The sequence below is a fragment of the Geodermatophilus sabuli genome (assembly GCF_900215145.1).
Classification (GTDB): domain Bacteria; phylum Actinomycetota; class Actinomycetes; order Mycobacteriales; family Geodermatophilaceae; genus Geodermatophilus; species Geodermatophilus sabuli.
The window spans coordinates 987,333-1,013,357 of the sequence record NZ_OBDO01000001.1 but is presented as its reverse complement, the minus strand read 5'-3'; the positions used below and the strand labels follow the sequence as shown (position 1 = coordinate 1,013,357).

Genomic DNA, 26,025 nt, shown 5'->3' with positions numbered 1-26,025 from the left:
ACTACGGCCCGGCTGCCCGGGTCGAGCTCCAGGTCAGCAGCCGCTCCAGCGGGCCCCGCCCCATGCGCAGCCGCCAGGCCGTCGCGAGCACCAGCGTGGAGGCGGTGAACCGCACCCACACGTCCCAGCCGGGCTGCAACGGCAGGTCCAGCAGCCAGATGGCGGCGATCTGTGCGGTGTAGACCGACAGCGCCATCGCGCCCACCGCGCCGAGCGGCCAGGTGAGCCGCGGGAGGAGGTCGGCGAGGACGAGGCAGACGCCGATGACGGCGACGGCGACCCCGGCGGAGCCGACCAGCTCGAACGGCGTCCCGGTGTGCGGCTCGGCACCGGCGAACCAGGCGGCGTCCCACCTGCCGCTCTGCCCGAAGCCCTGCTCCATCCCGGCGAGGCGGCGGCCGGGCTCCACCCGGGCGGTGCTCAGCCACCCGCCGCCGTAGCCGATCACGGCCGCGAGCGCCCCGCCGGCCACCAGGGTGAGCCGTACCCGGGCCGAGCGCAGGTCGCTGCGGCCGACCGCGAGGCCGACGAGCACGAACGTCCACCAGATCAGCGCCGGGTAGCGCCCGGTGACGGTGAGGGCGGCGAACGCCGACCGGGACCGGTCCTGGGCCGTGACCCACTGACCGAGCTCCAGCACGAGGAACGGTCCGGCCACCGCGATCGCGCCGGCCAGGAGCAGCAGCCACCGGCGCGCCCACCGCAGGAACGGCAGCGCCAGGACGAACAGCACCGCGTAGACGCCCAGGATGATCGCGACGAAGGTGCCGAGCACCTCGAGGACCCCACCGATGGCGAACACCCACGCCGCCCGCACGAGCACGCGGGTCCGGGCGCGGCCGAGCTCCCGGCCGGACGCCGGGGTCGCACCGCCGGAGAGCAGCGCGATCGACACCCCGGCGAGCGTGGCGAACAGGACCGAGGAACGACCCTCCACGAGCGAGGCCCAGCTCGACGGCGACCAGCTCAGGTCGCCGGTGGCGCCCAGGTGGGCGCCGAACATCCCCAGGACGGCGAGCCCGCGGGCGACGTCCAGCCCGGCGATGCGCCCGGAGGCGGCCGGGAGCGGGCGCGCCCGACCGGGACGGTCGGCGACGCGCTCGTACCGGAGTGCCACGGCGCGAGGGTAGGGCCCCGGAGCAGGTCCGGGGCCGGCCTCACCAGCCGCGGGTGGCGTACCGCTCGCCGTCGGGCAGCGTGGCGACGTTGATGCCGACCATGGCCTCGCCCAGCCCGCGGGAGACCTTGGCGATGACGGCGGGGTCGTCGAAGAAGGTCGTCGCCTGCACGATGGCCGCGGCCCGCTGCGCCGGGTTGCCGGACTTGAAGATGCCCGAGCCGACGAACACGCCCTCGGCGCCCAGCTGCATCATCATCGCGGCGTCCGCGGGGGTGGCGATGCCGCCGGCGGTGAACAGCACGACCGGCAGCTTGCCCAGCCGGGCGACCTCGGCGACGAGGGGGTACGGGGCGCGCAGCTCCTTGGCGGCGACGAACAGCTCGGTCTCGTCGAGGGTGCCCAGCCGGCGGATGCCGGCCCGGATGGCCCGCATGTGCCGGACCGCCTCGACGACGTTGCCGGTGCCGGCCTCGCCCTTGGAGCGGATCATCGCCGCGCCCTCGGCGATCCGGCGCAGCGCCTCGCCGAGCTCGGTGGCCCCGCAGACGAACGGCACGGTGAACTCGCTCTTGGCGATGTGGTGGGCCTCGTCGGCCGGGGTGAGCACCTCGGACTCGTCGATGTAGTCGACCCCGAGGCTCTGCAGCACCTGCGCCTCGACGAAGTGCCCGATCCGCGCCTTGGCCATCACCGGGATGGAGACCGCGTCGATGATCCCCTGCACCATGTCCGGGTCGCTCATCCGCGCGATCCCGCCCTGGGCGCGGATGTCGGCCGGCACCCGCTCGAGCGCCATGACGGCGACCGCCCCGGCGTCCTCGGCGATCTTCGCCTGCTCGGGGGTCACGACGTCCATGATCACGCCGCCCTTGAGCTGCTCGGCCATGCCGCGCTTGACGCCCTCGGTGCCGGTGCCGGTGGCGGCCGGGGTGCCGGGGGTCTGGGGGTCGGTCGCGCTGTGCTCTGCCACGGGTTGCTGCCTCGGGTCGGCGGGAGGTGGGCATCAGAGATGCTACGGGCCCTCAGGGACGCGCACGCCCGGCACCGGTCGCGCTGCTCGCCTCGCGCAGGTCGTCCTCGATGTCGAAGAAGCGCGGCAGCGGGCGGGAGGCGTGCAGGCGCAGGAGCCCGGTCAGTCGGCGGGTGCGCAGCAGGTGGGTGTCGCGCACCGCGTCGTTGTAGAAGCGGCGGGCCAGCCCGATGCGGGTGGCGGTGCCGTCGAGGTCGGCCAGCAGCGCGACGGGCAGGCCGGGCGGCAGGTCCCGCAGCTCACGTCCCAGGGCGTTCTCCGCCAGCTCGCGGTCCCCGGCCGGGACCGCGCGGGCATCCCGGGCGGCCGTCGCCAGCCGGGCGGCACGCGCCTCCCCCACCGCGTCGGCGTGCTCGCGGGCGAGTTCGGCGGCGAGCGCCGCCCGCCGCTGCAGCTGGGTGTCGAGGACGGTCCAGGCACGCGCGGCGCGCACCTCCAGGCGGCGCAGCCGGGTCAGGGTCCAGCCAGCCCAGAGCGCGAGGAACGCGACGACCGCCGCGACCGCGTACAGCAGCCAGACGTCGGGGGTCACGACGGGGAAGGCTATCGCTGGACCCACCGGCGCAGGGCCGACCGCAGCGGGGCGTCGCCGGAGTCCTCGTCACTCTCCTCGGGCAGCCCGCCCAGCTCGTCGTCGTCCTCCCGGGCGGTCACGGCGCCCGCGCCCGGAGCGACGACCGTCTCGTAGACGGCGAGGATCCGCCGCGCGACCACGGACCAGTCGTAGCCCGCGGCCGCCCGGGACCCGGCGGCCGACAGTCGGGCCCGGCGCACCGGGTCGGCCAGGAGGTCCGACAGCGCGGTGGCCAGCTCCCGGGCGTCGCCGCGCCGCACGAGCACACCGGCCGCGCCGTCCTCGAGCACCGCGGCGAAGGCGTCGAGGTCGCTGGCCACGATCGGCGCCCCGGCGGCCATGGCCTCGATGAGGATGATGCCGAAGGACTCCCCCAGCAGGTTCGGCGCGCAGTACACGTCGACCGACCGCAGGAAGGCACCCTTCTCCTCCTCGGTGAGCACGCCGAGGAGGGACACGTGCGGGCGCAGGTCCTCGCCGAGCAGCTCGCGCACGTCGTCGGGGTCTCCCCGGCCGGCGATGAGCAACTGGGCTCCGGGGTGCCGCCGGACGACGGTGCGCATCGCCTCCAGCAGCACCGGTAGGCCCTTGCGGGGCTCGTCGTAGCGGCCGAGGAAGCCGATGGTGGGCCCGTCGACCCCGCGGGTGCGCCCGGGCAGGGCGGCCCCGTTCGCGAAGGCGCCCACGTGCACGCCGTTGGGGATGATCACGGCGTCACCGCCCAGGTGTTCCACCTGCACCCGGCGGGCGAAGTCGGAGACGGCGATGCGGCCGCTGATCCGCTCCAGCCACGGCCGGATCACCGGTCCGAAGGCGGCCAGGAACTTGGAGCGGATGGTCGCGATGTGGAACGTCGCCACGATCGGGCCCTTGGCGATCATGCAGACCAGCAGCCCGATCGACGGCGGCGCCGGGTCGTGCACGTGCACGACGTCGAAGTGGCCCTCGCGCAGCCAGCGGCGCACCCGGGCGGCGGAGACCGGCCCGAACTGGACGCTGGCCATCGAGCCGTTGTAGGGGACCGGCACCGTGCGCCCGGCCCAGGTGACGTGCTCGGCCGGGAGGGACTCCTCGCGCTCGGCCGGGGTGAGGACCTCGACGTGGTGGCCCATCCCGCGCAGCGTCTCGGCGAGGTCGCGCACGTGGTACTGGACGCCGCCGGGGACGTCCCACTGGTAGGGGCAGACCAGCCCGATCCGCATCAGCGGAGCTCCCGCCCGGTCCCACCCGGCCCGCCCGCCGGGGCGCCGTCCGGACCGGCCGGGACGCCGTCGGGCACTGGGACGCCGTCGGGGGGCACGTCGGGCCAGATGCGCCCGGGCACGTGCCAGTCCTCGGGCTGCGAGGCGATGCCCTCGGCGAAGGCGTCGGCGACCCCCTGCATGGCGGCGGCGACCCGGTCGCGCAGCCGCCCGGGGCCGGCGACCGGCACCTCCGGGGAGAAGACCAGCCGCCACCCGCGCGGGGTGAACTGGCAGACGGTCGGCACCAGCGGGGCACCGGTCCGCTCGGCCAGCAGCGCCGCGCCGCCAGGGAAGGTCGCCTGTCGGCCGAACAACGACACCGGGACGCCGCCCGCGCCGAGGTTCCGGTCGACGAGCAGGCAGGTCACGCCGCCGTCGGACAGCCACTCCCGCAGCACCTCGGTGCTCGGGCGCGGGCCGCCGGTCAGCGGTACCACCCGCATGCCCAGGGACTCCCGGTAGTCCACGAACCGGCGGTAGAGCGACTCCGGGCGCAGCCGCTCCGCGACGGTCATGAACGGGCCGTCGAGGTAGTCGGTGAACCACACCCCGGCGGCGTCCCAGTTGCCGCTGTGCGGCAGGACCATCACCAGGCCGGCGCCACGGCTGCGGGCCCGGTCCAGGTGCTCCCGGCCGATCACCTCGGTCCGGGCCACCACGCGTTCGGTGGACAACCGCGGGAGGCGGAACGCCTCCTGCCAGTACCGGGCGTAGGAGCGCACCGCGCGGGTGGTCAGCGCGTCCAGCTCCGCATCGGTCAGCCGCCCGTCGGTGGCCACCCGCAGGTTGGCCCGCAGCTGACGGACGCCTCGGCCCTGCCGGCCGGCGGCCCACCGGCCCGCGGCGTCGAAGGCCCCGCGCGCCACCGGCTCCGGCAGCAGCTTCACCGCCCCCCACCCGGCCGCGAAACCGAGGTCGGTGACCCGCGCGCCGGCCCGGGCCCGCAGGCCGGGCCGGGCGGGCACCACCGACAGCGCGGGCGGGGTCGCGGCCCCGGTCCCCGCCGGGGACGCGTCGGTCACGGCGCCGTCGTCCCGGACGGCGGCGCGGAGGACGGCGGCACAGAGGGCGGCGACACAGAGGGCAGCGGCCGCCCGCGGCCGGCCCGGCGGACGGCGACGAACCGCTGCCCGACCGTGACGGCGCTGCCGACCAGGAGCACCCAGAGCGTGACGTGCAGGGCGTACGGGATGCCCAGGCCGGTGAAGCCGGTGCCGACCAGCACGAGGATCAGCCGCTCCGTGCGCTCGACGATCCCGACGTCGCAGGACAGCCCGACCCCCTCGGCCCGGGCCTTGATGTAGGAGGTGAGCACGCCGAGCACCAGGCAGAGCAGCGCCAGCAGCACCAGCAGCCGGTTGTCGCCCTCCCCGGAGTACCACCACACCAGCGCACCGAAGATGGCCGCGTCGGCGGCGCGGTCCCCGGTGGAGTCCAGCACCGCCCCGAACAGCGAGCCCCCACCGCGGGCGCGGGCCAGCGCGCCGTCGAGCATGTCCAGCAGCACGAAGATCGTGACGGTGAACGCGCCCCAGAACAGGTGGCCGGTGGCGATCAGCCCGGCCGCTCCGGCGACGGCTCCGAGGGTCCCGGTCAGCGTCACCACGTCCGCAGTGACGCCGAGGCGGAGCAGCCGGTTGGCCACCGGCGCCCAGAACCGGCCGACGGCGGCGCGGGCGTTGACGCCGAGCACTCAGTTCCCCTGGGCCGGGACGGGCGCGCCGTCGGCGGGCCAGTGCTGCGCCAGCAGCGCGCGGGTCTCCCGGAGCACCTGCGGGAGCACCCGCGTGAGCCCGATGACCGGCATGAAGTTGGTGTCCCCGCCCCAGCGCGGGACGGCGTGCTGGTGCAGGTGGTCGGCGATCCCCGCACCGGCGACCGACCCCTGGTTCATGCCGATGTTGAACCCGTGTGCGCCGGAGACCGCGCGCACCACGCGCATCGCCGTCTGGGTGAACCAGCCGAGCTCCGCCACCTCCTCCGGCGTGAGGTCGGTGTAGTCGGGCACGTGCCGGTAGGGCACCAGCATCAGGTGGCCGGCGTTGTACGGGTACAGGTTGAGCACCGCGAAGACCCGCTCGCCGCGGGCGACGACGAGCCCCTCCTCGTCGTCCATCTGCGGGATGAGGCAGAACGGGCAGTCGTGGGCGCCCGTCGGCTTGCCCTCTCCCCGGATGTAGGCCATCCGGTACGGCGTCCACAGGTGCTCGAAGACCGTGGCCGGGCCGCCGTCGTCACTCGGGACGGCGACCCGGAAGACCTCCTCCGCGCCGGTGCTCATCCGGCCACCACGCGGTCGGTCACCAGGGCCTCGGCGGTCGGGTCGACGTTGGCCCGGCCCGCCACCCACTGGGTGATCGCGTCGACGGCCTGCCCGACCGGCACGCCGTTGTGCTGGCTGCCGTCACGGAAGCGGAAGGAGACCGCGCCCGCCTCCGCGTCGGTGGACCCGGCGATGAGCACGAACGGCACCTTCTGCTTGCTGGCGGTGCGGATCTTCTTCTGCATGCGGTCGTCGGAGTCGTCGACCTCCACCCGGATCCCCCGGGCGCGCAGCCGCAGCGCGACGTCGGTCAGGTAGGGCACCTGCTCGTCGGTGACCGGGATGCCGACCACCTGCACCGGCGCGAGCCACGCCGGGAACGCGCCGGCGTAGTGCTCGGTGAGGACGCCGAAGAACCGCTCGATGGACCCGAACTTCGCCGAGTGGATCATGACCGGCTGCTGCCGGGTGCCGTCGGCGGCGCTGTACTCCAGGCCGAACCGGGCCGGCTGGTTGAAGTCGTACTGGATGGTCGACATCTGCCAGGTGCGGCCGATCGCGTCGCGGGCCTGCACGGAGATCTTCGGCCCGTAGTAGGCCGCGCCGCCCGGGTCGGGGACGAGCTCCAGGCCGGTCTCCTCCGCCGCCTCCCGCAGCACCTCGGTGGCGGCCGCCCACTCCTCGTCGGACCCGATGAACTTGGGCGAGTCGTCGCGGGTGGACAGCTCCAGGTGGTAGTCGTCGAGGCCGAAGTCGCGCAGCAGGCCGAGCACGAACGCCAGCAGGTGCCGGATCTCACCCGGCGCCTGCTCGGGGGTGACGTAGCTGTGCGAGTCGTCCTGGGTCAGCCCGCGCACGCGGGTCAGGCCGTGGACGACGCCGGACTTCTCGAACCGGTACACCGATCCGAACTCGAAGAACCGCAGCGGCAGCTCGCGGTAGGACCGCCCGCGCGACCGGAAGATCAGGTTGTGCATCGGGCAGTTCATGGCCTTGAGGAAGTACTCGCTGTTCTCCAGCTCCATGCCCGGGAACATGGTCTCCTCGTAGTACGGCAGGTGCCCGGAGGTCTCGAACAGGCCGCGCTTGCTGATGTGCGGCGTCCCGACGTAGTCGAAGCCCTCCTCGATGTGCCGCTGCCGGACGTAGTCCTCCATCTCCCGCTTGACGACGCCGCCCTTCGGGTGGAACACCGCCAGCCCGGAGCCGATCTCGTCGGGGAAGCTGAAGAGGTCCAGCTCGACGCCGAGGCGCCGGTGGTCGCGGCGCTCGGCCTCGGCCAGGTGCTCCAGGTGGGCCTTGTGCGCCTCCTTGCTCTCCCAGGCGGTGCCGTAGACGCGCTGCAGCTGCGGGTTCTTCTCGCTCCCCCGCCAGTACGCGGCGGCCGACCGGGTGAGGCTGAACGCCGGGATGTTCGACGTCCGCGGCACGTGCGGGCCGCGGCACAGGTCGGTCCAGACCCGGTCACCGGTGCGGGCGTCGAGGTTGTCGTACATGGTCAGCTGGGCGCCGCCGACCTCCACGTCGGCCCCCTCGGCCGCCTCCCCGGCACCACCCTTGAGCCCGATCAGCTCGAGCTTGTACGGCTCGTGCGCCAGCTCGGACCGAGCGTCGCCGTCGCTGATCTCCCGGCGGGCGAACCGCTGGGCGGCGCGGACGATCTCCTGCATCCGCTTCTCGAGGGCCTTGAGGTCCTCGGGGGTGAAGGGCCGCTCCGGGTCGAAGTCGTAGTAGAAGCCGTTCTCCACCGGCGGGCCGATGCCCAGCCGGGTGCCCGGGAAGAGGTCCTGCACCGCCTGGGCGAGCACGTGCGCGGTCGAGTGCCGGATCACCGCACGCCCGTCGGGGCTGGCGGCCGGCACCGGCTCCACCTCGGCGTCGGCGTCGGGCACCCACGCGAGGTCCCTGAGGTCGCCGGTGGTCACGTCGCGGACGACGACCGCGCCGTCGGGGCCCTTGAGGGGTACCCCGGCGTCCTTGAGCGCGTCCTGGGCCGTCGTCCCGGCCGGCACCCGGACGGGACCGACGGCGGTGGGCGAGGGCGGGGTCGACACGAGAGCGCTCCAGAGGATCGACGGCGGTCGCGCCCGGTGGCCCGGGCGCTGCTGGACACAACGTATGCGCCAGCCCCTCCGAGCCTAGTGCGCGGCGCAGGTCACCCCGGGACGATCGCCAGGCCGGCGGCGACCGCGCCACGCCGGTCCAGGACCTCGGCGACGCGAGCGGCCGTGGCCGGGTCGGCCGGCGCGACCTGCACCCGGTCCGGACGGCGGTCGATGCGCAGCGGCACCGCCTCGGCCCGGCTGACGGCGAAGCGGCCGTCGGCGCCGCGGGTGAAGGTGAACCGGGCCGCGACCGAGTCCTCCGTGGGGAAACCGCGGGTGGCGTGCTCGGCCAGGTGGTTGCCCAGGCCGTAGGCGGCCCACTCCCCGTCGATCCGCTCGAACGGCTGGACCACGTGCGCGTGGTGGCCGAGCACCAGGTCGACGTCCGGCGAGGCCAGGAGGGTGCGCACCGCCTCCTCCTGCGCCGCGGTCGGCTCGTGCTCGTACTCGCGGCAGCAGTGCAGGCTCGCGACGACGATCTCGGCACCGGCGGCGCGGGCCCGGGCGGCGGCGGCCAGCACGCCGTCGACGTCAGGGACGTCCGCGACGTCGACGGCCCACGGTCGCCCGGCCGGCAGCGGCACCCCGTTGAGCCCCGACGTCGCGGCCACCGACGCCACCCGCACCCCGGCGGCGTCGACCACCACCGGCGTCGTGCTCTCCGCCGCCGAGCGGTACGTGCCGGCGGAGGCGATGCCGGCCGCGTCGAGCACGTCCAGGGTGCGGTCCAGGCCGTCGACGCCGTCGTCCAGCGAGTGGTTCGACGCCGTCGTGCACAGGTCGTACCCGGCGTCGGCGAGCGCGTCGACCACCTGCGGCTGGACGGCGAAGCCCGGGTACCCGCGGAACGGGCCGGCCTCGGGGGCGACCGGCGTCTCCAGGTGGCAGAGGGCGAGGTCCGCGGCAGCGATCAGCGGAGCCACCGGCGCGAAGACGTCGGTGAAGTCGTACCCGCCGTCGCCCGTGGCCGCGCCGGCGACCAGCGCGCCGTCCTGGTGGACCAGGACGTCCCCGGTGGCCAGCAGGGTGACGCTCTCGGCCGCGGACGAAGCCGCCGCCGTGGCGGTGGGCGCCTCGTCCCCGGCGCCCGGCGCGCCGCAGCCGGCCAGCAGGAGCACCAGGCCCAGCGCGGCCCGCCCCCGGCTCACGGGCCCGGCAGCCGGGGGTCGTGCACCTCGACCGCGTCCCCCACCCGCACCCGGCCCGGCGTGCGCACGTCGGCGTAGACCCCGAGGCAGTGCTTGGGCGTGCGGGTGACGACGAGCTCCACCTCGCCGACGCGGACGGTCCGGCCGACCCAGCGGCGTTCGTCCTCGCCCGCGGGGAGGTCGAGGAGCACGTTGGCGCGGGGGTCGTCGGCCGAGCAGCCCTCGGGCACCTCGCCCTCGGCGGCACGGGCGATCGCGGCGCGGCTCACCAGGTGCACCGCGGCGACGTCGACCTGCGGCGCGGCCGCCCGGTCCAGCCGCACCGGCCGGCCGAGGACCTCGGTGAGGGCGGTCGTGTCGGCCTCGGCGTCCCCGGTGGCGACGACGCCGGCCATGGCCGGTGTCCCCTTGACCGTCACCCGCTCCCCCGTGGTGGCGTCCACGACCACCCACGCGCGGTCGCCGGCCAGGCCGCCGGGGCCGACGTGGGCCACGGCGACGTCCCGGCCGCCCAGGCTCTTGACCGGGTAGACCGTCAGTTGCTCGACCCTGCCCGTCGCGGTCACTAGGCGACCGTACGACGTCCCGGGGCGGCCCCCTGCGGCTCCTGCCGGCGCAGACGCCGCAACTGGGCGTCGAGGTAGGGCCGTGCCCGGCGCTGGCCGCCCTCGCGGGCGATGGCCACCTCCAGCGCGGTGAGCACCCGGGCCAGGCGGGGGGCGTCGGCCGGCCAGCCGCGCCGCCGGCACTCCTGCAACCAGTCGACCGGCGTCCGGTGCCCGCGCTCGGCGTTGCACCGGCGGCAGGCCGCCACCTCGTTCTCCAGCCAGGACGGGCCGCCCTTGACCCGGGGCACGACGTGGTCGGTGGTGGGGACCACCAGCGGCCCGAAGGCGCGGCCGCACCAGGTGCACGTGCCGCCGTCACGCTCGAGCACGGCGGCCAGCCGCTCGGCCCGTCCCGGGGAGCGCAGCGGGGCGGGGTCGGCCTCGGGCGGGCGCCGGCGCGGGGACATCTCCCCCATCGTCCCCCTCGGGAGCTGCCGGGGCGCGGGAACGGCAGAGGCCCGGCCCGCTGTGCGCGGACCGGGCCTCTGCCGGGTGTGGGCGATACTGGGTTCGAACCAGTGACCTCTTCGGTGTGAACGAAGCGCTCTACCACTGAGCCAATCGCCCGTGCGCCCCATTCTGCCAGACGCTCAGCGCCACAGTGGCACCCACCCCGGGACCCACCACGGCACGCCCATGACGTGCAGGGTCACGACCAGGACGCCGTAGACGAACGCCGCGGTGGCCAGCGCCACCGCCAGGCGCACCCACACCGGCTGCCGGCCGAGCCAGTTGGTCCACCGCGTGACGTGCTTCTTGGTGAACTCCAGCAGCCGCTCGGCCCAGAAGAACTCGCTGGCCAGCACGAACAGGCCGGCGATGACGGTCAGCCAGCCCGGCCCCGGCAGCGGGATGGTGGCCAGGCCCACGGCGACGATCAGGCCGCCGACGACGCCGACGCCCACCCGGTAGGTGGTGTCGACGGTGCGCCGGGCGGCCAGCCGGCGACGCCAGCGCGTCTCGGCCACGCGCTCCCGCAGGCTGCGGACGCCGTCCTCGGCGAAGCGAGTGCGCAACTCCTCGGTCGTCTGGTGGTGCCGACGCTCCCGCTCGGGGCGCGCCACCGTCTCCGGGCCGGTCAGTTGGTCACCTCACCACGCGCGACGATGTCCGTCGGTGCCGACGGAGCCAGGCGACCGGGCTCGAGGCTGATGCCGTAGCCGTCGTGCTCGTCGAGGCCGGTCGCGGCGGAGCCTACGGCCTGCAGGTCCATCCGTGGGGAGACCACGTCGAAGGTGCCCAGCGCCACGGCCGCCCCGTCACTGGTGCCCCAGAGGACGTAGGTCACCTCCCCCGGGTCGTTGACCGGCAGCCCGTGGTTCACCACCTGCACCTCACCGTTGCGGGTCACCACCGTGGCCACGGGCGCGCCGTCGTCACCGGACAGGGGGACGACGGTCGCCCGGCCGGGGGTCAGCAGTGCGTTCACCACGTCGGCCTGCCGGGCGACGGTCGCCCGGGCCTCGTCCCGGGCCGTGCTCAGCACCACGTTCCAGGTGCCGAGGGCCAGGATGGCCGCCACCGCGGTGGCGACGAGCGCGTTCGGCAGCACCCGGCGCCACGCGGTCGGCGGCACCGCGGGCCGACCGGCGACGGGCACGAACGGCTCGGGGAACCCCGTCGGGACGGTCTCGGGGCCCGGCCGGCCGGTGTCCCCGCCCGGCGACGCCCCGCCCGGCGACGCCCCGTCGGGGACGCCCGCTCCGGGCGCCGGCCGGCCGGGCACCTGCATGGTGTCCCCGGCCGCCGCCCGGAGCGCCTCCCGCAGGCGGTCGGAGGGGACGGCGGCCGGCAGCGCCCCGGCCAGGGCGGCCAGGACCTCGCCGGTCTCCGCGACCGTGCCGCGGCAGCGCGAGCACCCCGGGAGGTGGGCCGCGAACAGCGTCTCCTCCTCCGGCTCGAGCGCGTGCAGGGCCCAGCCGACGGCCAGTTCGTCCAAGGCGCCGTGCTCCTCGCCGCGCGGCGGGGCGGAGCCGCTCATCGTCCCGGCCGCTCGGCGACGGCAGGGCTGCCCAGCGCACCGCCCAGCGGGCCGGCGCCGAGCTCGCCGTGGAGCCGGCGCACCGCCGCGAGCACGCAGCTCTTGACCTCGCCGAGTGGTGCGCCGGTCAGGGCCGCGACCTCACGCTGGGTGTACCCGCCGTAGTAGGCCAGCGTGAGCGCCTCGCGCTCGGCGTCGGGAAGGGCACGCAGCGCCACGCGGACCGGGTCGGGGCCTCCCCCACCGGCAGCACCCTCCTCGCCGGACGACGCCCGCAGGGGCGGCGCCTCGCCGGGGCGGCGCCGCCGCCCCGGTCCGCTGCGCGCGGCCTCGACCGCTCGCAGGTGCACGAGGTCCATCAGCCAGGACCGGACGCTGCCCGAGGCGGGGTCGTAGGCGCCGGGGTCACGCCACACGGCGAGGAACGCCTCCCGCAGCACCTCCTCGGCGACGGCGTCGTCGACGAGGACGCGGCGCGCCAGGGCGAGGGCCCGGCGACCGAGGCGGTCGCAGAGTTCCTCGAAGGCACCCCTGTCCCCCGCGCGCACGCGGACGAGCAGGTCAGCGTCGCCGGGTCCGCCCCCGGCCCGCCGTGCCGGACGGCTCACCGCTCCATCGTCACACGCGCAGGGCACGCCGGGGAGAGCCCCGGGGTTCAGGTGGCTCGGGAGCGGGCACAGAGGGGACCGACGCACCCGGGGAGCACTCCGGCGTGACCGCACTCAGGGAAGGTCGTTGTTGGGGACATGACCAGCCGCTCGACACCCGGGTACACCTGCCCCACCACACTCCACCTCGTGGGACCGCAGTCCTGGACCGAGGTGCCCGCGCAGCTCAGCTACGAGGTGAGCGACCCCTTCGCGGTCCGGATCACCTTCGGTGAGAGCGGGGCCGGCGAGGAGGGCATCTCCTGGCTGGTCGGGCGTGAGCTGCTGCGGACGGGGCTGGACCGTCCGGCCGGAGAGGGTGACGTCCGCATGTGGCCGTCGCGCACCTCCGGCGACGTCCTGTTCCTCCACCTGCGCGCACCCTCCGGCGAGGCGCTCTTCGAGGCGTCCCGCGGCACGCTGGCCGGGTTCCTGCGGCTGACCGAGAACGTGGTGCCGGTCGGCGAGGAGTCCTCGGTCCTCGACGTGGACGACGAACTGGCCGCGCTGCTGTCCAACGGTGGGGCCGACCCGAACGGGCGCTGACCCTGCGGGGGGACCCCCCTGAAACCCGCTCTGCAGGTCCTGTATCGTTCTCCCTGCACGACAGCAACGCGGACGTGGCTCAGTTGGTAGAGCATCACCTTGCCAAGGTGAGGGTCGCGGGTTCGAATCCCGTCGTCCGCTCGGAACCTCGGGCGCTGGTCGCGAGACCAGCGCCCGTGTGCGGTGGAGTGGCCGAGAGGCGAGGCAACGGCCTGCAAAGCCGTCTACACGGGTTCAAATCCCGTCTCCACCTCGGCTCCTCGCCGAGAGCGGCGGAGCGGTCCGGCCAGCAGGTCGGAACGGGCGATTGGCTCAGTGGTAGAGCGCTACCTTGACACGGTAGAGGTCACTGGTTCGAACCCAGTATCGCCCACACCAGCACGGGCCCCAGGTCATCGACCTGGGGCCCTTCGCGTTTCTCCGGCACGATCCGACCAACCCGTGTGACGTTCGTCGCAGCCCGTTCTCGGCCGGGACCGCGACCGCACGCGGCGTTCAGCGCAGGGCAGGCGCCACGCGCTCGGCCCAGAACCGCTCGACCTGCGCCTCGAGCTCCGCGGCGGTGCCGCTGTTGTCCAGGACGACGTCGGCCACCGCGCGGCGCTGCTCGTCGGTGGCCTGCGCGGCGATGCGGGCGCGCGCGTCGTCCTCGGTGAGCCCCCGCTGGACCAGCCGCCGGACACGGGTCTCCGGATCGGTCTCCACGACCAGCACGAGGTCGTAGGACGCCGCCTGGCCGGTCTCCACCAGGAGCGGGACGTCCTGCACCACGACGGCGTCCGGTGGGGCCGCGGCGACCACCTCGGCGGCCCGGGCCCGCACCAGCGGGTGCACGATGCCGTCCAGCGTGGCCCGGGCCGCCGGGTCGGCGAAGACGATCGCCGCGAGCGCCGGCCGGTCGAGGGTCCCCTCGGCGGTGAGCACCCCGGGGCCGAACGCCTCGACGACGGCGGCGAGGCCCGGCGTCCCCGGCTCGACGACCTCCCGGGCGATCCGGTCGGCGTCCACGATCCACGCCCCCCGCGCCGCCAGCAGGCCGGCCACCGTGCTCTTGCCCGATCCGATCCCGCCGGTCAGCCCCATGCGCAGCATGCGCGGACAGTAGCCAGCGCGCGGAGCCCGGTCACGGACCGGTAACACCAGCCCGGCCTGCCCGGCGCGTCGCTCCAGTCACACGCGCCCCGTGGACAACATTGGCGTCGGCGAACTCCCCCCGCCGAGAGAGGCAGACCCGATCATGTCCCGTTCCGCACACGCCGCCCCGTCGTCGGTCCCCGCCGCCCCCCGCCGGGGCGCGGGTCGCCACCGCCTCGACCGCCCGACCGGGGTGCGCTGCACCGACCTGCCGGCCGTGCGCGAGCGGCTCGAGCGCAGCGCCCAGGCCCAGCCGCGGAACGCGTTCATGCGCTGGCTGTCGGCCACGGCGCCGGCCGGACGGCACACCTGGCAGTTCCTCGCCAACGCCGGTGGCCGCCCGCGGACGGCGTTCGCGATCATCCTCAGCCTCTGACCCAGGATCCTCCTGCCCCTGCCGGTCGCATCCTCGCGACGGGCTCCCGCGGGAGAGTCACCCGGACGAGACAGGTTCCGCGGACCGGGAGTCCACGGGGCCTGTCCTCGTCCCTCCACGGGGATGGGAGGGACGACTGAGGCCCGGGACCCTCGCGGGTCCCGGGCCTCAGCCTCCTAGCGGTTCAGCTCAGCTGCGCTGGGTTCACTCACCGCCGGCCAGCTTGGCCCGCAGGGCCGCGAGCGCCTCGTCGCTGGCGAGGGTGCCGCCGGACGTGTCGCCGACCTCGACCTCGCCGCTGGAGTAGTTGCCACCGGCAGCCGCCTCGGCGTCGGCCTCCTTGGCCGCCGCGATCTGCTTGCGGTGCGCCTCGAACCGGGCCTGGGCCTCGGCGTACTGCCGCTCCCACGTCTCGCGGGCCTCTTCGTAGCCCTCGAGCCACTCCCCGGTCTCCGGGTCGAAGCCCTCCGGGTAGATGTAGTTGCCCTGCTCGTCGTAGGACGCGGCCATGCCGTAGGCAGCCGGGTCGAACTGCTCCTCGTCGCCGATGACGCCCTCGTTGGCCTGCTTGAGGGACAGCGAGATGCGCCGGCGGTCGAGGTCGATGTCGATGACCTTGACGAGGATCTCGTCGCCGACCTGCACGACCTGCTCCGGGATCTCCACGTGGCGCTCGGCCAGCTCGGAGATGTGGACCAGGCCCTCGATGCCCTCGTCGACCCGGACGAACGCACCGAAGGGCACCAGCTTGGTGACCTTGCCGGGCACGACCTGGCCGATCTGGTGGGTCCGGGCGAACTGACGCCACGGGTCCTCCTGCGTCGCCTTCAGCGACAGGGAGACCCGCTCACGGTCCAGGTCGACGTCGAGGACCTCGACGGTGACCTCCTGGCCGACCTCGACGACCTCGGACGGGTGGTCGATGTGCTTCCAGGACAGCTCGGAGACGTGCACCAGACCGTCGACGCCACCCAGGTCCACGAACGCACCGAAGTTGACGATCGAGGAGACGACGCCGGTGCGGACCTGGCCCTTGGCGAGCTTGTTGAGGAACTCGCTGCGGACCTCGGACTGGGTCTGCTCCAGCCACTGGCGACGGGAGAGGACGACGTTGTTGCGGTTCTTGTCGAGCTCGATGATCTTCGCCTCGAGCTCACGGCCCACGTAGGGCTGCAGGTCACGGACGCGGCGCATCTCGACCAGCGAGGCGGGGAGGAACCCGCGCAGGCCGATGTCGAGGATGAGGCCGCCCTTGACGACCTCGATGACGGTGCCGGTGACGACCTCGTCGGCTTCCTTCTTGGCCTCGATCGTGCCCCAGGCGCGCTCGTACTGGGCGCGCTTCTTGGAGAGGATCAGCCGGCCTTCCTTGTCCTCCTTCTGGAGGACGAGGGCTTCCACCTCGTCGCCGACGCTCACGACCTCGTTGGGGTCGACGTCGTGCTTGATGGAGAGTTCGCGCGAGGGGATGACGCCCTCGGTCTTGTAGCCGATGTCCAGCAGCACCTCGTCCCGGTCGACCTTGACGATGACGCCTTCGACGATGTCGCCGTCGTTGAAGTACTTGATCGTCTGGTCGATGGCCGCGAGGAAGTCCTCGGCAGTGCCGATGTCGTTGATCGCGACCTGGGGGGTGCTGTTAGGACGGACCTGGGTGGAGGTCATGTGGTCGAGTGCTCCGGACGGGGGGTGCGTAGGGACAGGGAACCCGCGGCCGGGTGCCACGGGGAGCGGGGAGAGCCGGCGCGCGCCGATCCCCGATGGGGACAGCACTGACAGACCTCTGGCGCATTCCCATGGTACGGAGCACCGACACCCCGGGTCCACCTGGGTGCGCGCCCGGCCACCGCCCCCCGGCGTGTCACGATCGGCGGGTCATGCAGCCCCCTCCACCGCCCCTGCCGCTGTCCGCCGACGGCTACCCCGCGCCGGGCGGGGTCACCCGCCGGCCGGTCGGCGACGGCGAGTCCGTCCGCGCCAACCGAAGGTGGTGGGACGCCGCCGCCCCCGCCTACCTCGCCGAGCACGGGGAGGACCTCGGCGACGTCGACTTCCTCTGGTGTCCGGAGGGGCTGCGGGAGGGCGAGGCGCACCTCCTGGGCGACGTCGCGGGCCGGCGGGTGCTGGAGGTCGGTTGCGGGTCGGCGCCGTGCTCGCGGTGGCTACGTCGGGCCGGTGCCGACGTGGTCGCGCTCGACCTGTCGGCCGGCATGCTCGCCCGGGCCGCCGTGCTCAACCGCGCCTCCGGGATCGCCGTCCCCCTGGTGCAGGCCGACGTCCTCGCCCTGCCGCTGGCGTCGGCGAGCGTCGACCTGGCCTGCTCGGCGTTCGGCGGCCTGCCCTTCGTGGCCGACGTCCGGGGCGCGCTCGCGGAGGTGGCGCGGGTGCTGCGGCCGGGTGGGCGGTTCGTCGCGTCGGTGAACCACCCGATGCGCTGGCCGTTCCCCGACTCCCCCGACCCCGACGACCTCCAGGTCACCTCCTCCTACTTCGACCGCACCCCGTACGTGGAGACCGACGACGACGGCCGCGCCGTCTACGTCGAGCACCACCGGACGGTCGGTGACTGGGTGCGCGCCGCGGTGGGTGCGGGGTTCGCGCTCGACGACCTCCTGGAACCGGAGTGGACACCGGGACGCGCGCAGGAGTGGGGCCAGTGGTCACCGGCCCGCGGGGCGCTCGTGCCCGGCACGCTGATCCTGGTCTGCCGCCGACCCTGACCCTCGACTACAGATAGAGGGTCTTCCGTCGCTCACCCGGCACCGACCAGGCCTGGTACGCCCGGCACTCGTCGTCCTGCTCGGGACGGGGATCCCGCCCGCGCGAGCCCCGGCCGCGGCCGTGGACTCGCCGGCGGCCGATGAGGCGTTCAGTGCGCGGCGGCGTCCCAGCTGGCGCCGAAGCCCACCGAGACCTCCAGCGGCACCGACAGCTCCGCGGCGCCGGCCATCTCGCGGCGCACCACGGCCTCCAGCGCCTCCCGCTCCCCCGGTGCGACCTCGAGCACGAGCTCGTCGTGCACCTGCAACAGCATCCGCGAGCGCAGGCCCCCGGCAGCCATCGCCTTCTCCACGTTGAGCATCGCGACCTTGATGACGTCGGCCGCCGAGCCCTGGATGGGGGCGTTGAGCGCCATCCGCTCGGCCATCTCGCGTCGCTGCCGGTTGTCGCTGGTCAGGTCCGGCAGGTAGCGGCGCCGGCCCAGCGTCGTCTCGGTGTACCCGGACAGGCGCGCCTCCTCGACCACGCTGTCGAGGTAGTCGCGGATGCCGCCGAACCGCTCGAAGTAGGCCTGCATCTGCTCGCGCGCCTCCTCGGTGGAGATGCGCAGCTGCTGCGACAGCCCGTAGGCGCTCAACCCGTAGGCCAGGCCGTAGCTCATCGCCTTGATCCGCCGGCGCATCTCGGGGTCGACGTCCTCGATCGGGATGTTGAACGCCCGGGAGGCGACGAAGGAGTGCAGGTCCTCCCCCGAGGTGAACGCCTCGATCAGCCCCTCGTCGCCGGACAGGTGCGCCATGATCCGCATCTCGATCTGGCTGTAGTCGGCCGTCATCAGCGACTCGTAGCCAGGGCCGACGACGAACGCCTGCCGGATGCGGCGGCCCTCGGCCGTGCGGATGGGGATGTTCTGCAGGTTCGGGTCGGTGGAGGACAGCCGGCCTGTCGCGGCGATCGTCTGCCCGAACGTGGTGTGGATGCGCCCGGCGTCGTCGACCATCGGGATGAGCCCGTCGATGACCGTGCGCAGCCGGGTGACGTCGCGATGCCGCAGCAGGTGCTCGAGGAACGGGTGGCCGGTCTGCGCCAGCAGCCAGGTCAGCGCGTCGGCGTCGGTCGTGTACCCGGACTTGATCTTCTTCGTCTTCGGCAGGCCCAACTCGTCGAACAGGACCGCCTGCAGCTGCTTGGGCGAGCCGAGGTTCACCTCGCGGCCGATGACGGCGTAGCACTCGGCCGCCGCGGCGGCGACGCCCTCGGCGAACTCCCGCTGCAACTCCTGCAGGAACTCCAGGTCCGCGGCGATGCCCCGGTACTCCATGGCGGCGAGCACGCGGGTCAGCGGGAGCTCGATCGCGCCCAGCAGGGCGTCCCCGCCGCGCTGGCCGAGCACCGACTCCAGCGCGTCGGACAGGTCGTTGACCGCCACCGCCTTGAGGACGTCGGCGTGCGCCGCCTCCCGGGCGACGTCGTCCTCCGACGGGCCGAGCCCGTCGAGGGTGAGCTGCCCCTCGGGTTCGGCGGTGTCCTTGAGCTCGCGCCGCAGGTAGCGCACCGCCAGGTCACCGAGGTCGAAGGACCGCTGCCCGGGCAGCGCCAGGTAGGCGGCCAGCGCGGTGTCGCTGACCACACCCTCGAGCTCCCAGCCGCGGGCCCAGACCGCCAGGAGCGGGCCCTTCACCTCGTGGACGACCTTCTCGGCGGCCGGGTCGGCCAGCCAGGCGGCCAGCGCCTGCTCGTCGGCGACGTCCAGGTCGGGACCGAGGTCGACGAAGGTGGCGCTGTCGTCGGCGGCGGCCAGCGCGAGGCCGGTCAGCTCGCCGGTGCCCCTCCCCCAGGTCCCGCGGAAGATGACCCCGGTCCGGCCGGTGCGTGCGTGCCGCTCCAGCCACGCGCCCAGCCCGCCGGCCGGCACCTCGTCGACGGCGACGTCGAAGCCGCCCTCGACCTCGGGCTCGGCGCTGGTGAGCGTGGCGAACAGGCGGTCCCGCAGGACCCGGAACTGCAGGTTGTCGAAGAGGGTGTGCACCTCGTTGCGGTCCCACGCGCGGACGGCGAGGTCCCCCGGGTCCACCTCGAGCGGGACGGCGCGGTCGAGCTCGGTCAGCCGCCGGTTCTGCAGCACGGAGGACAGGTGCTCGCGCAGCTTCTCCCCGACCTTGCCCTTGACCGTGTCGACCTGGTCGACCAGCGCGTCGAGGGAGCCGTACTCCCGCACCCACTTGGCCGCGGTCTTCTCCCCCACGCTCGGGATGCTGGGCAGGTTGTCGCTGGGGTCGCCCCGCAGCGCGGCGAAGTCCGGGTACTGGACGGGCGACAGGCCGTACTTGGCCTCCACCTCCTCCGGGGTGAACCGGGTGAGGTCGGAGACGCCCTTGCGCGGGTACAGCACGGTGACGTGCTCGTTCACCAGCTGGAGCGCGTCCCGGTCGCCCGTGCCGATCAGCACGTCCATGCCCTGCTCGACGGCCTGCACGGTGAGCGTGGCGATGACGTCGTCGGCCTCGTACCCCTCCGCGGTGATGACGGGGACGCGCAGGGCGCCCAGCACCTCCTGGATCAGGCTGACCTGGCCGCGGAAGTCCGTCGGGCTCTCGGCGCGGTTGGCCTTGTACTCGGCGTAGATCTCGCTGCGGAACGTCTTGCGCCCCACGTCGAAGGCGACCGCCAGGTGCGACGGCTGCTCGTCGCGCAGGATGTTGATCAGCATCGAGGTGAAGCCGTAGACCGCGTTGGTCGGCTGCCCGGTGGTGGTGGAGAAGTTCTCCACCGGCAGCGCGAAGAAGGCGCGGTAGGCCAGCGAGTGCCCGTCGAGCAGCAGCAGTCGGGGGCGGGGCGGGCTGCCGCCCTCACCGGTCGGGACGGCAGTGGACGCGGGGGCGGAGACCGGAGCGGACATCGCCGCCGATCCTAGTAAGAGGACCCCACTGCCCCCGACCTTCGCAGGCTCAGGCCGGGACCCTGCAGCGGGGCCGGGGAGAGTGCGGTGGTTACCGTGCCGGGGTGACCCTCGCCCGTCCCGACTGGCTGCCCGCCGCCTTCACCAGCCCGCTCGACGAGAAGCTGGGCATCGAGATCACCGACTACGACCCCGACCACCTGGTCGCCACGATGCCGGTCGAGGGCAACCAGCAGCCGGCGGGCCTGCTGCACGGCGGGGCCACCTGCGCGCTCGTGGAGACGGTCGGGTCGTGGGCCGCGGCGCTCGGCGCCGGCCCGGGCCGCCGGTGCGTGGGGGTCGAGCTGAACGTCACCTACCTGCGTGCGGCGACCAGCGGCACCGTGACGGCGGTGGCCACGCCGGTCCGCCGCGGGCGCACCCTGGCCACCTTCCGCGTCGAGGTCAGCGACGACCAGGGACGGCCCACCGCGACGGCCCGGCTGACCTGCATGCTCTCCGCCGCCCGGAGCTGAGCCCGCGCGCTCAGCCCTCCGCGACGCCCGGCACCGTGCTGACCCGCGCGACCGGGCGGCGGCGGACCGGAGGACGGCGCGGCGTCGGGATCGTCACGCCCCCGCGCTGCCAGGCGGCCAGTGTGCGGGCGAGGGTCTCCCGCGGCACGATCCGCCGCGTGGTGAGCGGCGCGAACCCCATCCGCGCGAAGAACCGCTGCCGCTCCGCCTCGTGCCCGCCCACGGCGGCCACCACGTGGTCGGCCCCGGCGTCGGCGGCGTGGACGACCGCGGCGCCGAGCAGCGCCGCCCCGGCCCCGTGACGGCGGTGCCCGCGGTGCACCACGAGGTTGTCGACGGTCACCTGCGGGACACCGAGGACCACCGACAACGGGTCCAGTCCGAGGATCGCCAGTCCCACCACCACCTCGGCGCCTGCGCCACCGTCCGGCCCGCCCGGGCCGGGCAGCACCGCGAGGACCACCCGGTGCGTGGGATCGGCCAGCAGCCGGCCGAACCCCGCGGCCGCGGCCGCCCCAGGGGTCTGCCCGGTCAGGACGCCCTCGGCGTGGGCCTCCGCCCGGTGCTGGCGCACGAGGGCGAGCACGGCGGGCAGGTCGTCGGGACGCGCCGTGCGCGTCGTGACGCGGGACCGCGAACCGGGTCCTGACACAGGAGCCTCCCCTGGACGGTGGCCAGAGGGTGCCGTCCGGCGGCCTCCAGGTCACGGCGGCGCGCCGCCCGTGGTGCGGGCGTGACAGGAGCGGCGTGTCGCGGAAAGGTCACAGCTCGCGGCGAGGACCGCAGGACGAAACACCGCTGAGTTACGGTCCCCCCCTCGTTCACACGCCTAGGAGGTCGAGTGACGCACGCTCCAGGCCGTGTCCCACGACGCGGTCGACGACCAGGAACCGTCGAGGACCCCGCCGGGACCGCGGGTCGCCCGCGCCCGGGCGCTCGGCAGCGCACCCTGGTCCGGCTCCTCCTCGTCGCCGCCTTCGGGCTGGGTCTCGCCATGATCGTCCCCGGCATCGCCCAGGCCGAGGGCGAGCAGCTGGTGGGCACCCTGCAGACCAGCCGCAGCGGCCCGATCGAGGGCGTGGAGATCACCGTCACCACGGCCAGCGGCCAGGAGGTCGACTCCGTCGAGACCGACGAGCAGGGCCGCTGGGAGGTGGACCTCCCCGGACCCGGTGAGTACGTCGTCTCCATCGAGGCCGACGACCTGCCCGAGGGCGTGGTCCTCTCCGGCGAGGACAGCCGCACCGTCACCGTCGAGGAGGGCCGCCGGCAGGCGGCGATCATCGGCCTCAACGACGGCAGCCGGGAGGGCGGCGGCGGCACCGTCCGCGCCGTCCAGCTGCTCGTCGACGGCATCCGGTTCGGCCTGCTCATCGCCATGTGCGCCGTCGGCCTGTCGCTGATCTTCGGGACGACGGGCCTGACCAACTTCGCCCACGGCGAGCTGGTCACCATCGGCGCGGTCGCCGCCTGGTACATCAACGTCCAGGGCGGCGTCCCCCTCATCGTGGCGGCGTTGATCGCGATGCTCGTGGGAGCTGCGGTCGGCGCACTCAACGAGCTGGCCCTGTGGCGCCCCCTGCGTCGCCGCGGCACCGGGCTCATCGCCGCGCTGGTCGTCTCGATCGGCCTGTCGCTGATGCTGCGCTACCTGATCCAGCTGGTGTACGGCGGCCGGTCCAACGCCTACCAGGACGTCGGAGGCGGCCGGGCCGTCGACTACGGCCTGTTCCGGATGACCGGCGCCGACCTCGCCTCGGTGGTCATCTCGATCGTCGTGCTCATCCTGGTGGCGCTCATGCTGCAGCGCACGAAGATCGGCAAGGCGATGCGCGCGGTCTCCGACAACCGGGACCTCGCCGCCTCCTCCGGCATCGACGTCAACCGGGTCATCCTCGTCGTCTGGATGATGGGTGGGGCACTCGCCGCCCTCGGCGGCGTGCTCCTGGGCCTGTCCGACCAGGTGCAGTGGGACATGGGCTTCCGCCTGCTGCTGCTCATGTTCGCCGGCGTCACCCTCGGCGGTCTCGGGACCGCGTACGGCGCCCTCCTGGGCAGCCTCGTCGTCGGCGTCTTCGTCCAGATGTCGACGCTCGTCATCCCGAACGACGTCAAGTACGTCGGCGGACTGCTGCTGCTGATCGTCATCCTCGTCATCCGGCCCCAGGGGATCCTGGGCAGCCGCGTCCGGGTGGGCTGACCCATGAGTGAAGTCATCGACGCCATCGCGGTCGCCGGCAAGGCGGCCCTGGGGTTCCAGGCGATCTTCTTCGTCCTGCTGGCCGTCGGCATCAACGTGCAGTTCGGCTACACCGGCCTGCTCAACTTCGGGCAGATCGCCTTCGCGATGCTCGGCGGGTTCGGCATCGCCATCTCCGTCACCAAGTGGGGCCTCGACTTCTGGGTCGGGGTGGCCGTCGGACTGCTCGCGGCGATCGTCCTCGCCCTGCTGCTCGGCCTGCCCACGCTGCGGCTGCGCGCGGACTACCTCGCGATCGTCACCATCGCCGCGGCCGAGGGGCTACGCCTGCTGTTCCGGTCCGTGTCGGCCACGCCCCTGACCAACGGCACCCGGGGCATCTCGGCGTTCAACGGCGACTTCCTGGCGCTCGCGCCGTGGACCACCAACGCGCGCTACCGCATCCTCGGCACCAGCTGGTCCGGGGGTGAGCTCTGGGTGGCCGTGGTCGGCTGGCTGCTGGTGACCCTGTCCTGCCTGCTCATCTGGGCCCTGATGCGCAGCCCGTGGGGCCGCGTCGTCCGGTCGATCCGCGAGGACGAGGACGCCGTCCGCGCGCTGGGCAAGAACGTCTACGTCTACAAGATGCAGGCGCTGGTGCTCGGCGGGATCATCGGTGCTCTCGGCGGGATGGTCTACGCCGTCGGCACCGGCTCGGCGATCCCAGACCAGTACCAGAACGCCAACACGTTCCTCGCCTACGCCGCCCTCATCCTCGGCGGTGCCGCGCGGGTGCTGGGTCCGGTGCTGGGCGGGATGATCCTGTTGTTCATCCTGCAGTTCGCCGACGCCATCCTGCGGGCGCTGATCGAGAACGGCGTCATCCCGGAGGGGCTGCTGACCTCCACCGACGTGGCGCAGATCCGCTTCGTCCTGGTCGGCCTCGGGCTCATGCTGTTGTTGGTCTTCCGGCCACAAGGCATCTTCGGTGACCGACGAGAGGTGATGCTCGATGCCCGCTGACCCCACCCCCACCGAGCCGGCCGGCAGCGGGGCGCACGCGGCGTCCCTCGGCCAGGCCGCCCACCACCCGCCGCGCCGCCTGGCCCAGGCCGCCCTGCGGGACGTGTCCTGGGAGGTCGGCGTCGCGAAGCCCGACCCGATCGTCGTGGTCGACGGCGTGACCCGTCAGTTCGGCGGGCTCACGGCGGTCGCGGTCGACCACCTGGAGATCCAGCGCGGCGGCATCACCGGCCTCATCGGGCCCAACGGAGCCGGCAAGACCACGCTGTTCAACCTGCTGACCGGCTTCGACCAGCCCAACACCGGCAACTGGACGTTCGACGGACGGTCGCTGGCCGACCTGGCCCCGCACAAGGTGGCCCGTCTCGGCGTCGTCCGCACCTTCCAGCTCACCAAGGCGCTGTCCCGGCTCACCGTCATGCAGAACATGCTGCTCGGCGCGCAGGGGCAGAAGGGCGAGAGCTTCTTCGGCGCCCTGTGGCCGGGCACCTGGCGTTCGCAGGAGCGGTCGAACACCGAGAAGGCGATGGACCTGCTCGCCCGGTTCAAGCTGGACGCCAAGAAGGACGACTTCGCCGGCACCCTCTCCGGCGGTCAGCGCAAGCTGCTGGAGATGGCGCGGGCGCTGATGAGCAACCCGAAGGTCGTCATGCTCGACGAGCCGATGGCCGGGGTGAACCCCGCGCTGACGCAGAGCCTGCTCGGCCACGTCAAGGACCTCCGCGAGGAGGGCATGACGGTGATCTTCGTCGAGCACGACATGGACGTCGTCCGCGACATCAGTGACTGGGTCGTCGTCATGGCGGCCGGCCGGGTCATCGCGGAGGGCCCGCCGGAGTCGATCAGCCAGAACCAGGCCGTCGTCGACGCCTACCTCGGCGCCCACCACGACGCGCCGCTCACCGTCGAGGAGGAGGACCGCGTGCTCGCCGAGGCCTCGCAGGCCATCGCCCGCGAGGAACACACCGAGGGCGCGATCCTGGACTCCACCACCCGTCAGGAGGGCAACGACCGATGAGCGACCCCCTGTTCGAGGTCGACGAGTCCGGCGAGGACCTCACCCGCGCCGCCCAGGCCGCCTCGCCGGCCACCGAGCTCTCCCCCGCGGAGAAGGCGGCCACCCGTGAGGAGCACGTGCGCCTCGCCGAGGGCGCCCTCGTGCGGGCCGACGACCTGGTCGCCGGGTACGTGCCGGGGGTGAACATCCTGCGGGGGTGCGACTTCTACCTGCAGGAGGGTGAGCTCGTCGGGATCATCGGTCCCAACGGGGCCGGCAAGTCCACCCTGCTCAAGACCCTCTTCGGGCTCATCCCGGTGCGCTCGGGGGCGGTCACGCTGCGCGGGGAGGACATCACCTCCGCCCCCGCCCACCGGCTGGTCTCCCTCGGCGTCGGGTACGTGCCGCAGAACAACAACGTGTTCCCCTCGCTCACCATCGAGGAGAACATGCAGATGGGCGTCTACCTGCGGCCGAAGACGTTCAAGGAGCGCTTCGACTACGTCATCGACCTGTTCCCGCTGCTCGGCGAGCGGCGCAAGGGCAAGGCCGGCGCCCTCTCCGGTGGCGAACGGCAGATGGTCGCCATGGGCCGGGCGCTGATGATGGACCCGTCGGTGCTGCTGCTCGACGAGCCGTCGGCCGGACTCTCCCCCGCGTACCAGGATGAGGTCTTCATCCGCTGCCGCCGGATCAACGCCACCGGCGTCTCGATCATCATGGTCGAGCAGAACGCCCGGCGGTGCCTGCAGATCTGCGACCGCGGCTACGTCCTCGACCAGGGCCGCAACGCCTACACCGACACCGGCAGCGCGCTGATGCACGACCCCAAGGTCATCGAGTTGTACCTGGGCACTCTCGCCAAGGCCCACTGAAAGAGGACCCCGTCCTCCTCACCGCTCGCAGGCTCGCGGC

26 protein-coding genes and 4 tRNA genes are annotated in these 26,025 nt (G+C 73.9%); 11 read left to right on the top strand and 19 right to left on the bottom strand.

Annotated features, from left to right (window positions below):
• Position 1: 1 nt before the first annotated feature.
• The 15 genes from CRP39_RS04810 to CRP39_RS04745 all read right to left on the bottom strand — a co-directional run bounded on the left by CRP39_RS04810 (position 2) and on the right by CRP39_RS04745 (position 12,681).
• The gene (locus CRP39_RS04810; protein ID WP_097204776.1) at positions 2-1,117 is read right to left on the bottom strand and encodes a heparan-alpha-glucosaminide N-acetyltransferase domain-containing protein; all 1,116 of its coding nucleotides are present in this window, start codon (positions 1,115-1,117) and stop codon (positions 2-4) included.
• 40 nt (positions 1,118-1,157) lie between these two features.
• Positions 1,158-2,090 (bottom strand): pyridoxal 5'-phosphate synthase lyase subunit PdxS, encoded by a 933-nt coding sequence (gene pdxS / locus CRP39_RS04805; protein ID WP_097204774.1) that lies wholly within the window; start codon positions 2,088-2,090, stop codon positions 1,158-1,160.
• Between the two features lie 52 nt (positions 2,091-2,142).
• Positions 2,143-2,682: a LemA family protein gene (locus CRP39_RS04800; RefSeq protein WP_097204772.1), complete on the bottom strand. Its 540-nt coding sequence runs from the start codon at positions 2,680-2,682 to the stop codon at positions 2,143-2,145.
• Between the two features lie 11 nt (positions 2,683-2,693).
• Complete coding sequence (locus tag CRP39_RS04795; RefSeq protein WP_097204770.1) at positions 2,694-3,926, bottom strand: glycosyltransferase family 4 protein; 1,233 nt, start codon at positions 3,924-3,926, stop codon at positions 2,694-2,696.
• The gene (locus CRP39_RS04790) at positions 3,926-4,990 is read right to left on the bottom strand and encodes a phosphatidylinositol mannoside acyltransferase (protein WP_097204769.1); all 1,065 of its coding nucleotides are present in this window, start codon (positions 4,988-4,990) and stop codon (positions 3,926-3,928) included. Before CRP39_RS04790 ends, CRP39_RS04795 begins: the two co-directional genes overlap by 1 nt.
• Complete coding sequence (gene pgsA, locus CRP39_RS04785) at positions 4,987-5,661, bottom strand: phosphatidylinositol phosphate synthase (RefSeq protein WP_097204767.1); 675 nt, start codon at positions 5,659-5,661, stop codon at positions 4,987-4,989. The genes CRP39_RS04790 and pgsA overlap by 4 nt, the downstream gene beginning before the upstream one ends.
• Positions 5,662-6,249, bottom strand: a complete 588-nt coding sequence (locus tag CRP39_RS04780) for an HIT family protein (RefSeq protein ID WP_172442283.1) — start codon at positions 6,247-6,249, stop codon at positions 5,662-5,664. It lies immediately after the preceding gene.
• Entirely contained in the window at positions 6,246-8,285 is a 2,040-nt protein-coding gene (gene thrS, locus CRP39_RS04775; RefSeq protein ID WP_097204765.1) for a threonine--tRNA ligase, read from the bottom strand. The genes CRP39_RS04780 and thrS overlap by 4 nt, the downstream gene beginning before the upstream one ends.
• Before the next feature lie 101 nt (positions 8,286-8,386).
• Complete coding sequence (locus tag CRP39_RS04770; RefSeq protein WP_172442282.1) at positions 8,387-9,484, bottom strand: CapA family protein; 1,098 nt, start codon at positions 9,482-9,484, stop codon at positions 8,387-8,389.
• Positions 9,481-10,050, bottom strand: coding sequence for an MOSC N-terminal beta barrel domain-containing protein (locus tag CRP39_RS26655; RefSeq protein WP_172442281.1), 570 nt, complete (start codon positions 10,048-10,050; stop codon positions 9,481-9,483). Before CRP39_RS26655 ends, CRP39_RS04770 begins: the two co-directional genes overlap by 4 nt.
• Positions 10,050-10,499, bottom strand: a complete 450-nt coding sequence (locus CRP39_RS04765; protein WP_245853568.1) for an HNH endonuclease — start codon at positions 10,497-10,499, stop codon at positions 10,050-10,052. Before CRP39_RS04765 ends, CRP39_RS26655 begins: the two co-directional genes overlap by 1 nt.
• An 88-nt stretch (positions 10,500-10,587) precedes the next feature.
• Positions 10,588-10,659 (bottom strand) — tRNA-Val (locus tag CRP39_RS04760).
• Between the two features lie 23 nt (positions 10,660-10,682).
• Entirely contained in the window at positions 10,683-11,156 is a 474-nt protein-coding gene (locus tag CRP39_RS04755; protein WP_245853566.1) for a PGPGW domain-containing protein, read from the bottom strand.
• Between the two features lie 14 nt (positions 11,157-11,170).
• Positions 11,171-12,073 (bottom strand): anti-sigma factor domain-containing protein, encoded by a 903-nt coding sequence (locus tag CRP39_RS04750; RefSeq protein ID WP_097204759.1) that lies wholly within the window; start codon positions 12,071-12,073, stop codon positions 11,171-11,173.
• Positions 12,070-12,681 (bottom strand): sigma-70 family RNA polymerase sigma factor, encoded by a 612-nt coding sequence (locus CRP39_RS04745; protein WP_245853564.1) that lies wholly within the window; start codon positions 12,679-12,681, stop codon positions 12,070-12,072. Before CRP39_RS04745 ends, CRP39_RS04750 begins: the two co-directional genes overlap by 4 nt.
• A gap of 189 nt (positions 12,682-12,870) precedes the next feature.
• Here CRP39_RS04745 and CRP39_RS04740 point away from each other — a divergent pair, with 189 nt between their 5' ends.
• The 4 genes from CRP39_RS04740 (at position 12,871) to CRP39_RS04725 (ending at position 13,639) form a co-directional block, all read left to right on the top strand.
• Positions 12,871-13,266: an SsgA family sporulation/cell division regulator gene (locus tag CRP39_RS04740; protein ID WP_245853562.1), complete on the top strand. Its 396-nt coding sequence runs from the start codon at positions 12,871-12,873 to the stop codon at positions 13,264-13,266.
• A 68-nt stretch (positions 13,267-13,334) separates the two neighbouring features.
• Positions 13,335-13,407, top strand: a tRNA-Gly gene (locus CRP39_RS04735).
• A gap of 41 nt (positions 13,408-13,448) precedes the next feature.
• A tRNA-Cys gene (locus CRP39_RS04730) sits at positions 13,449-13,519 on the top strand.
• Positions 13,520-13,567: 48 nt separating this feature from the next.
• Positions 13,568-13,639: transfer RNA gene (locus CRP39_RS04725), tRNA-Val, on the top strand.
• A 122-nt stretch (positions 13,640-13,761) separates the two neighbouring features.
• On the opposite strand, the gene coaE is transcribed toward CRP39_RS04725, so the two are convergent.
• Positions 13,762-14,358: a dephospho-CoA kinase gene (gene coaE / locus CRP39_RS04720; RefSeq protein ID WP_097204753.1), complete on the bottom strand. Its 597-nt coding sequence runs from the start codon at positions 14,356-14,358 to the stop codon at positions 13,762-13,764.
• Between the two features lie 145 nt (positions 14,359-14,503).
• Here coaE and CRP39_RS04715 point away from each other — a divergent pair, with 145 nt between their 5' ends.
• Positions 14,504-14,776 carry a hypothetical protein gene (locus CRP39_RS04715; RefSeq protein ID WP_097204751.1) on the top strand — a complete coding sequence of 91 codons (273 nt, stop codon included), beginning with the start codon at positions 14,504-14,506 and terminating at the stop codon, positions 14,774-14,776.
• A gap of 204 nt (positions 14,777-14,980) precedes the next feature.
• On the opposite strand, the gene rpsA is transcribed toward CRP39_RS04715, so the two are convergent.
• Complete coding sequence (rpsA, locus tag CRP39_RS04710) at positions 14,981-16,441, bottom strand: 30S ribosomal protein S1 (RefSeq protein WP_097204748.1); 1,461 nt, start codon at positions 16,439-16,441, stop codon at positions 14,981-14,983.
• A 212-nt stretch (positions 16,442-16,653) separates the two neighbouring features.
• On the opposite strand from rpsA, the gene CRP39_RS04705 reads away from it, so the two are divergent.
• Positions 16,654-17,496: a class I SAM-dependent methyltransferase gene (locus CRP39_RS04705; RefSeq protein ID WP_097204746.1), complete on the top strand. Its 843-nt coding sequence runs from the start codon at positions 16,654-16,656 to the stop codon at positions 17,494-17,496.
• Positions 17,497-17,645: 149 nt separating this feature from the next.
• Here the strand turns inward: CRP39_RS04705 and polA are convergent, their stop codons facing one another.
• Positions 17,646-20,396, bottom strand: a complete 2,751-nt coding sequence (gene polA / locus CRP39_RS04700; protein WP_097204745.1) for a DNA polymerase I — start codon at positions 20,394-20,396, stop codon at positions 17,646-17,648.
• Positions 20,397-20,500: 104 nt separating this feature from the next.
• Between polA and CRP39_RS04695 the strand changes: the two genes are divergently transcribed.
• Positions 20,501-20,911, top strand: coding sequence for a PaaI family thioesterase (locus CRP39_RS04695; RefSeq protein WP_097204742.1), 411 nt, complete (start codon positions 20,501-20,503; stop codon positions 20,909-20,911).
• Between the two features lie 10 nt (positions 20,912-20,921).
• On the opposite strand, the gene CRP39_RS04690 is transcribed toward CRP39_RS04695, so the two are convergent.
• Complete coding sequence (locus CRP39_RS04690) at positions 20,922-21,563, bottom strand: GNAT family N-acetyltransferase (protein WP_097204740.1); 642 nt, start codon at positions 21,561-21,563, stop codon at positions 20,922-20,924.
• 342 nt (positions 21,564-21,905) lie between these two features.
• On the opposite strand from CRP39_RS04690, the gene CRP39_RS04685 reads away from it, so the two are divergent.
• The 4 genes from CRP39_RS04685 to CRP39_RS04670 are packed head-to-tail and all read left to right on the top strand — an operon-like array spanning position 21,906 to position 25,985.
• A complete protein-coding gene (locus tag CRP39_RS04685) occupies positions 21,906-23,111 on the top strand; it encodes an ABC transporter permease subunit (protein ID WP_097204739.1) in 1,206 nt (401 codons plus the stop codon).
• A gap of 3 nt (positions 23,112-23,114) precedes the next feature.
• Positions 23,115-24,113: a branched-chain amino acid ABC transporter permease gene (locus CRP39_RS04680; protein ID WP_097204736.1), complete on the top strand. Its 999-nt coding sequence runs from the start codon at positions 23,115-23,117 to the stop codon at positions 24,111-24,113.
• Positions 24,103-25,131 carry an ABC transporter ATP-binding protein gene (locus CRP39_RS04675; protein WP_097204734.1) on the top strand — a complete coding sequence of 343 codons (1,029 nt, stop codon included), beginning with the start codon at positions 24,103-24,105 and terminating at the stop codon, positions 25,129-25,131. The genes CRP39_RS04680 and CRP39_RS04675 overlap by 11 nt, the downstream gene beginning before the upstream one ends.
• Positions 25,128-25,985 carry an ABC transporter ATP-binding protein gene (locus tag CRP39_RS04670; protein ID WP_216359605.1) on the top strand — a complete coding sequence of 286 codons (858 nt, stop codon included), beginning with the start codon at positions 25,128-25,130 and terminating at the stop codon, positions 25,983-25,985. Before CRP39_RS04675 ends, CRP39_RS04670 begins: the two co-directional genes overlap by 4 nt.
• Positions 25,986-26,025 lie beyond the last annotated feature (40 nt).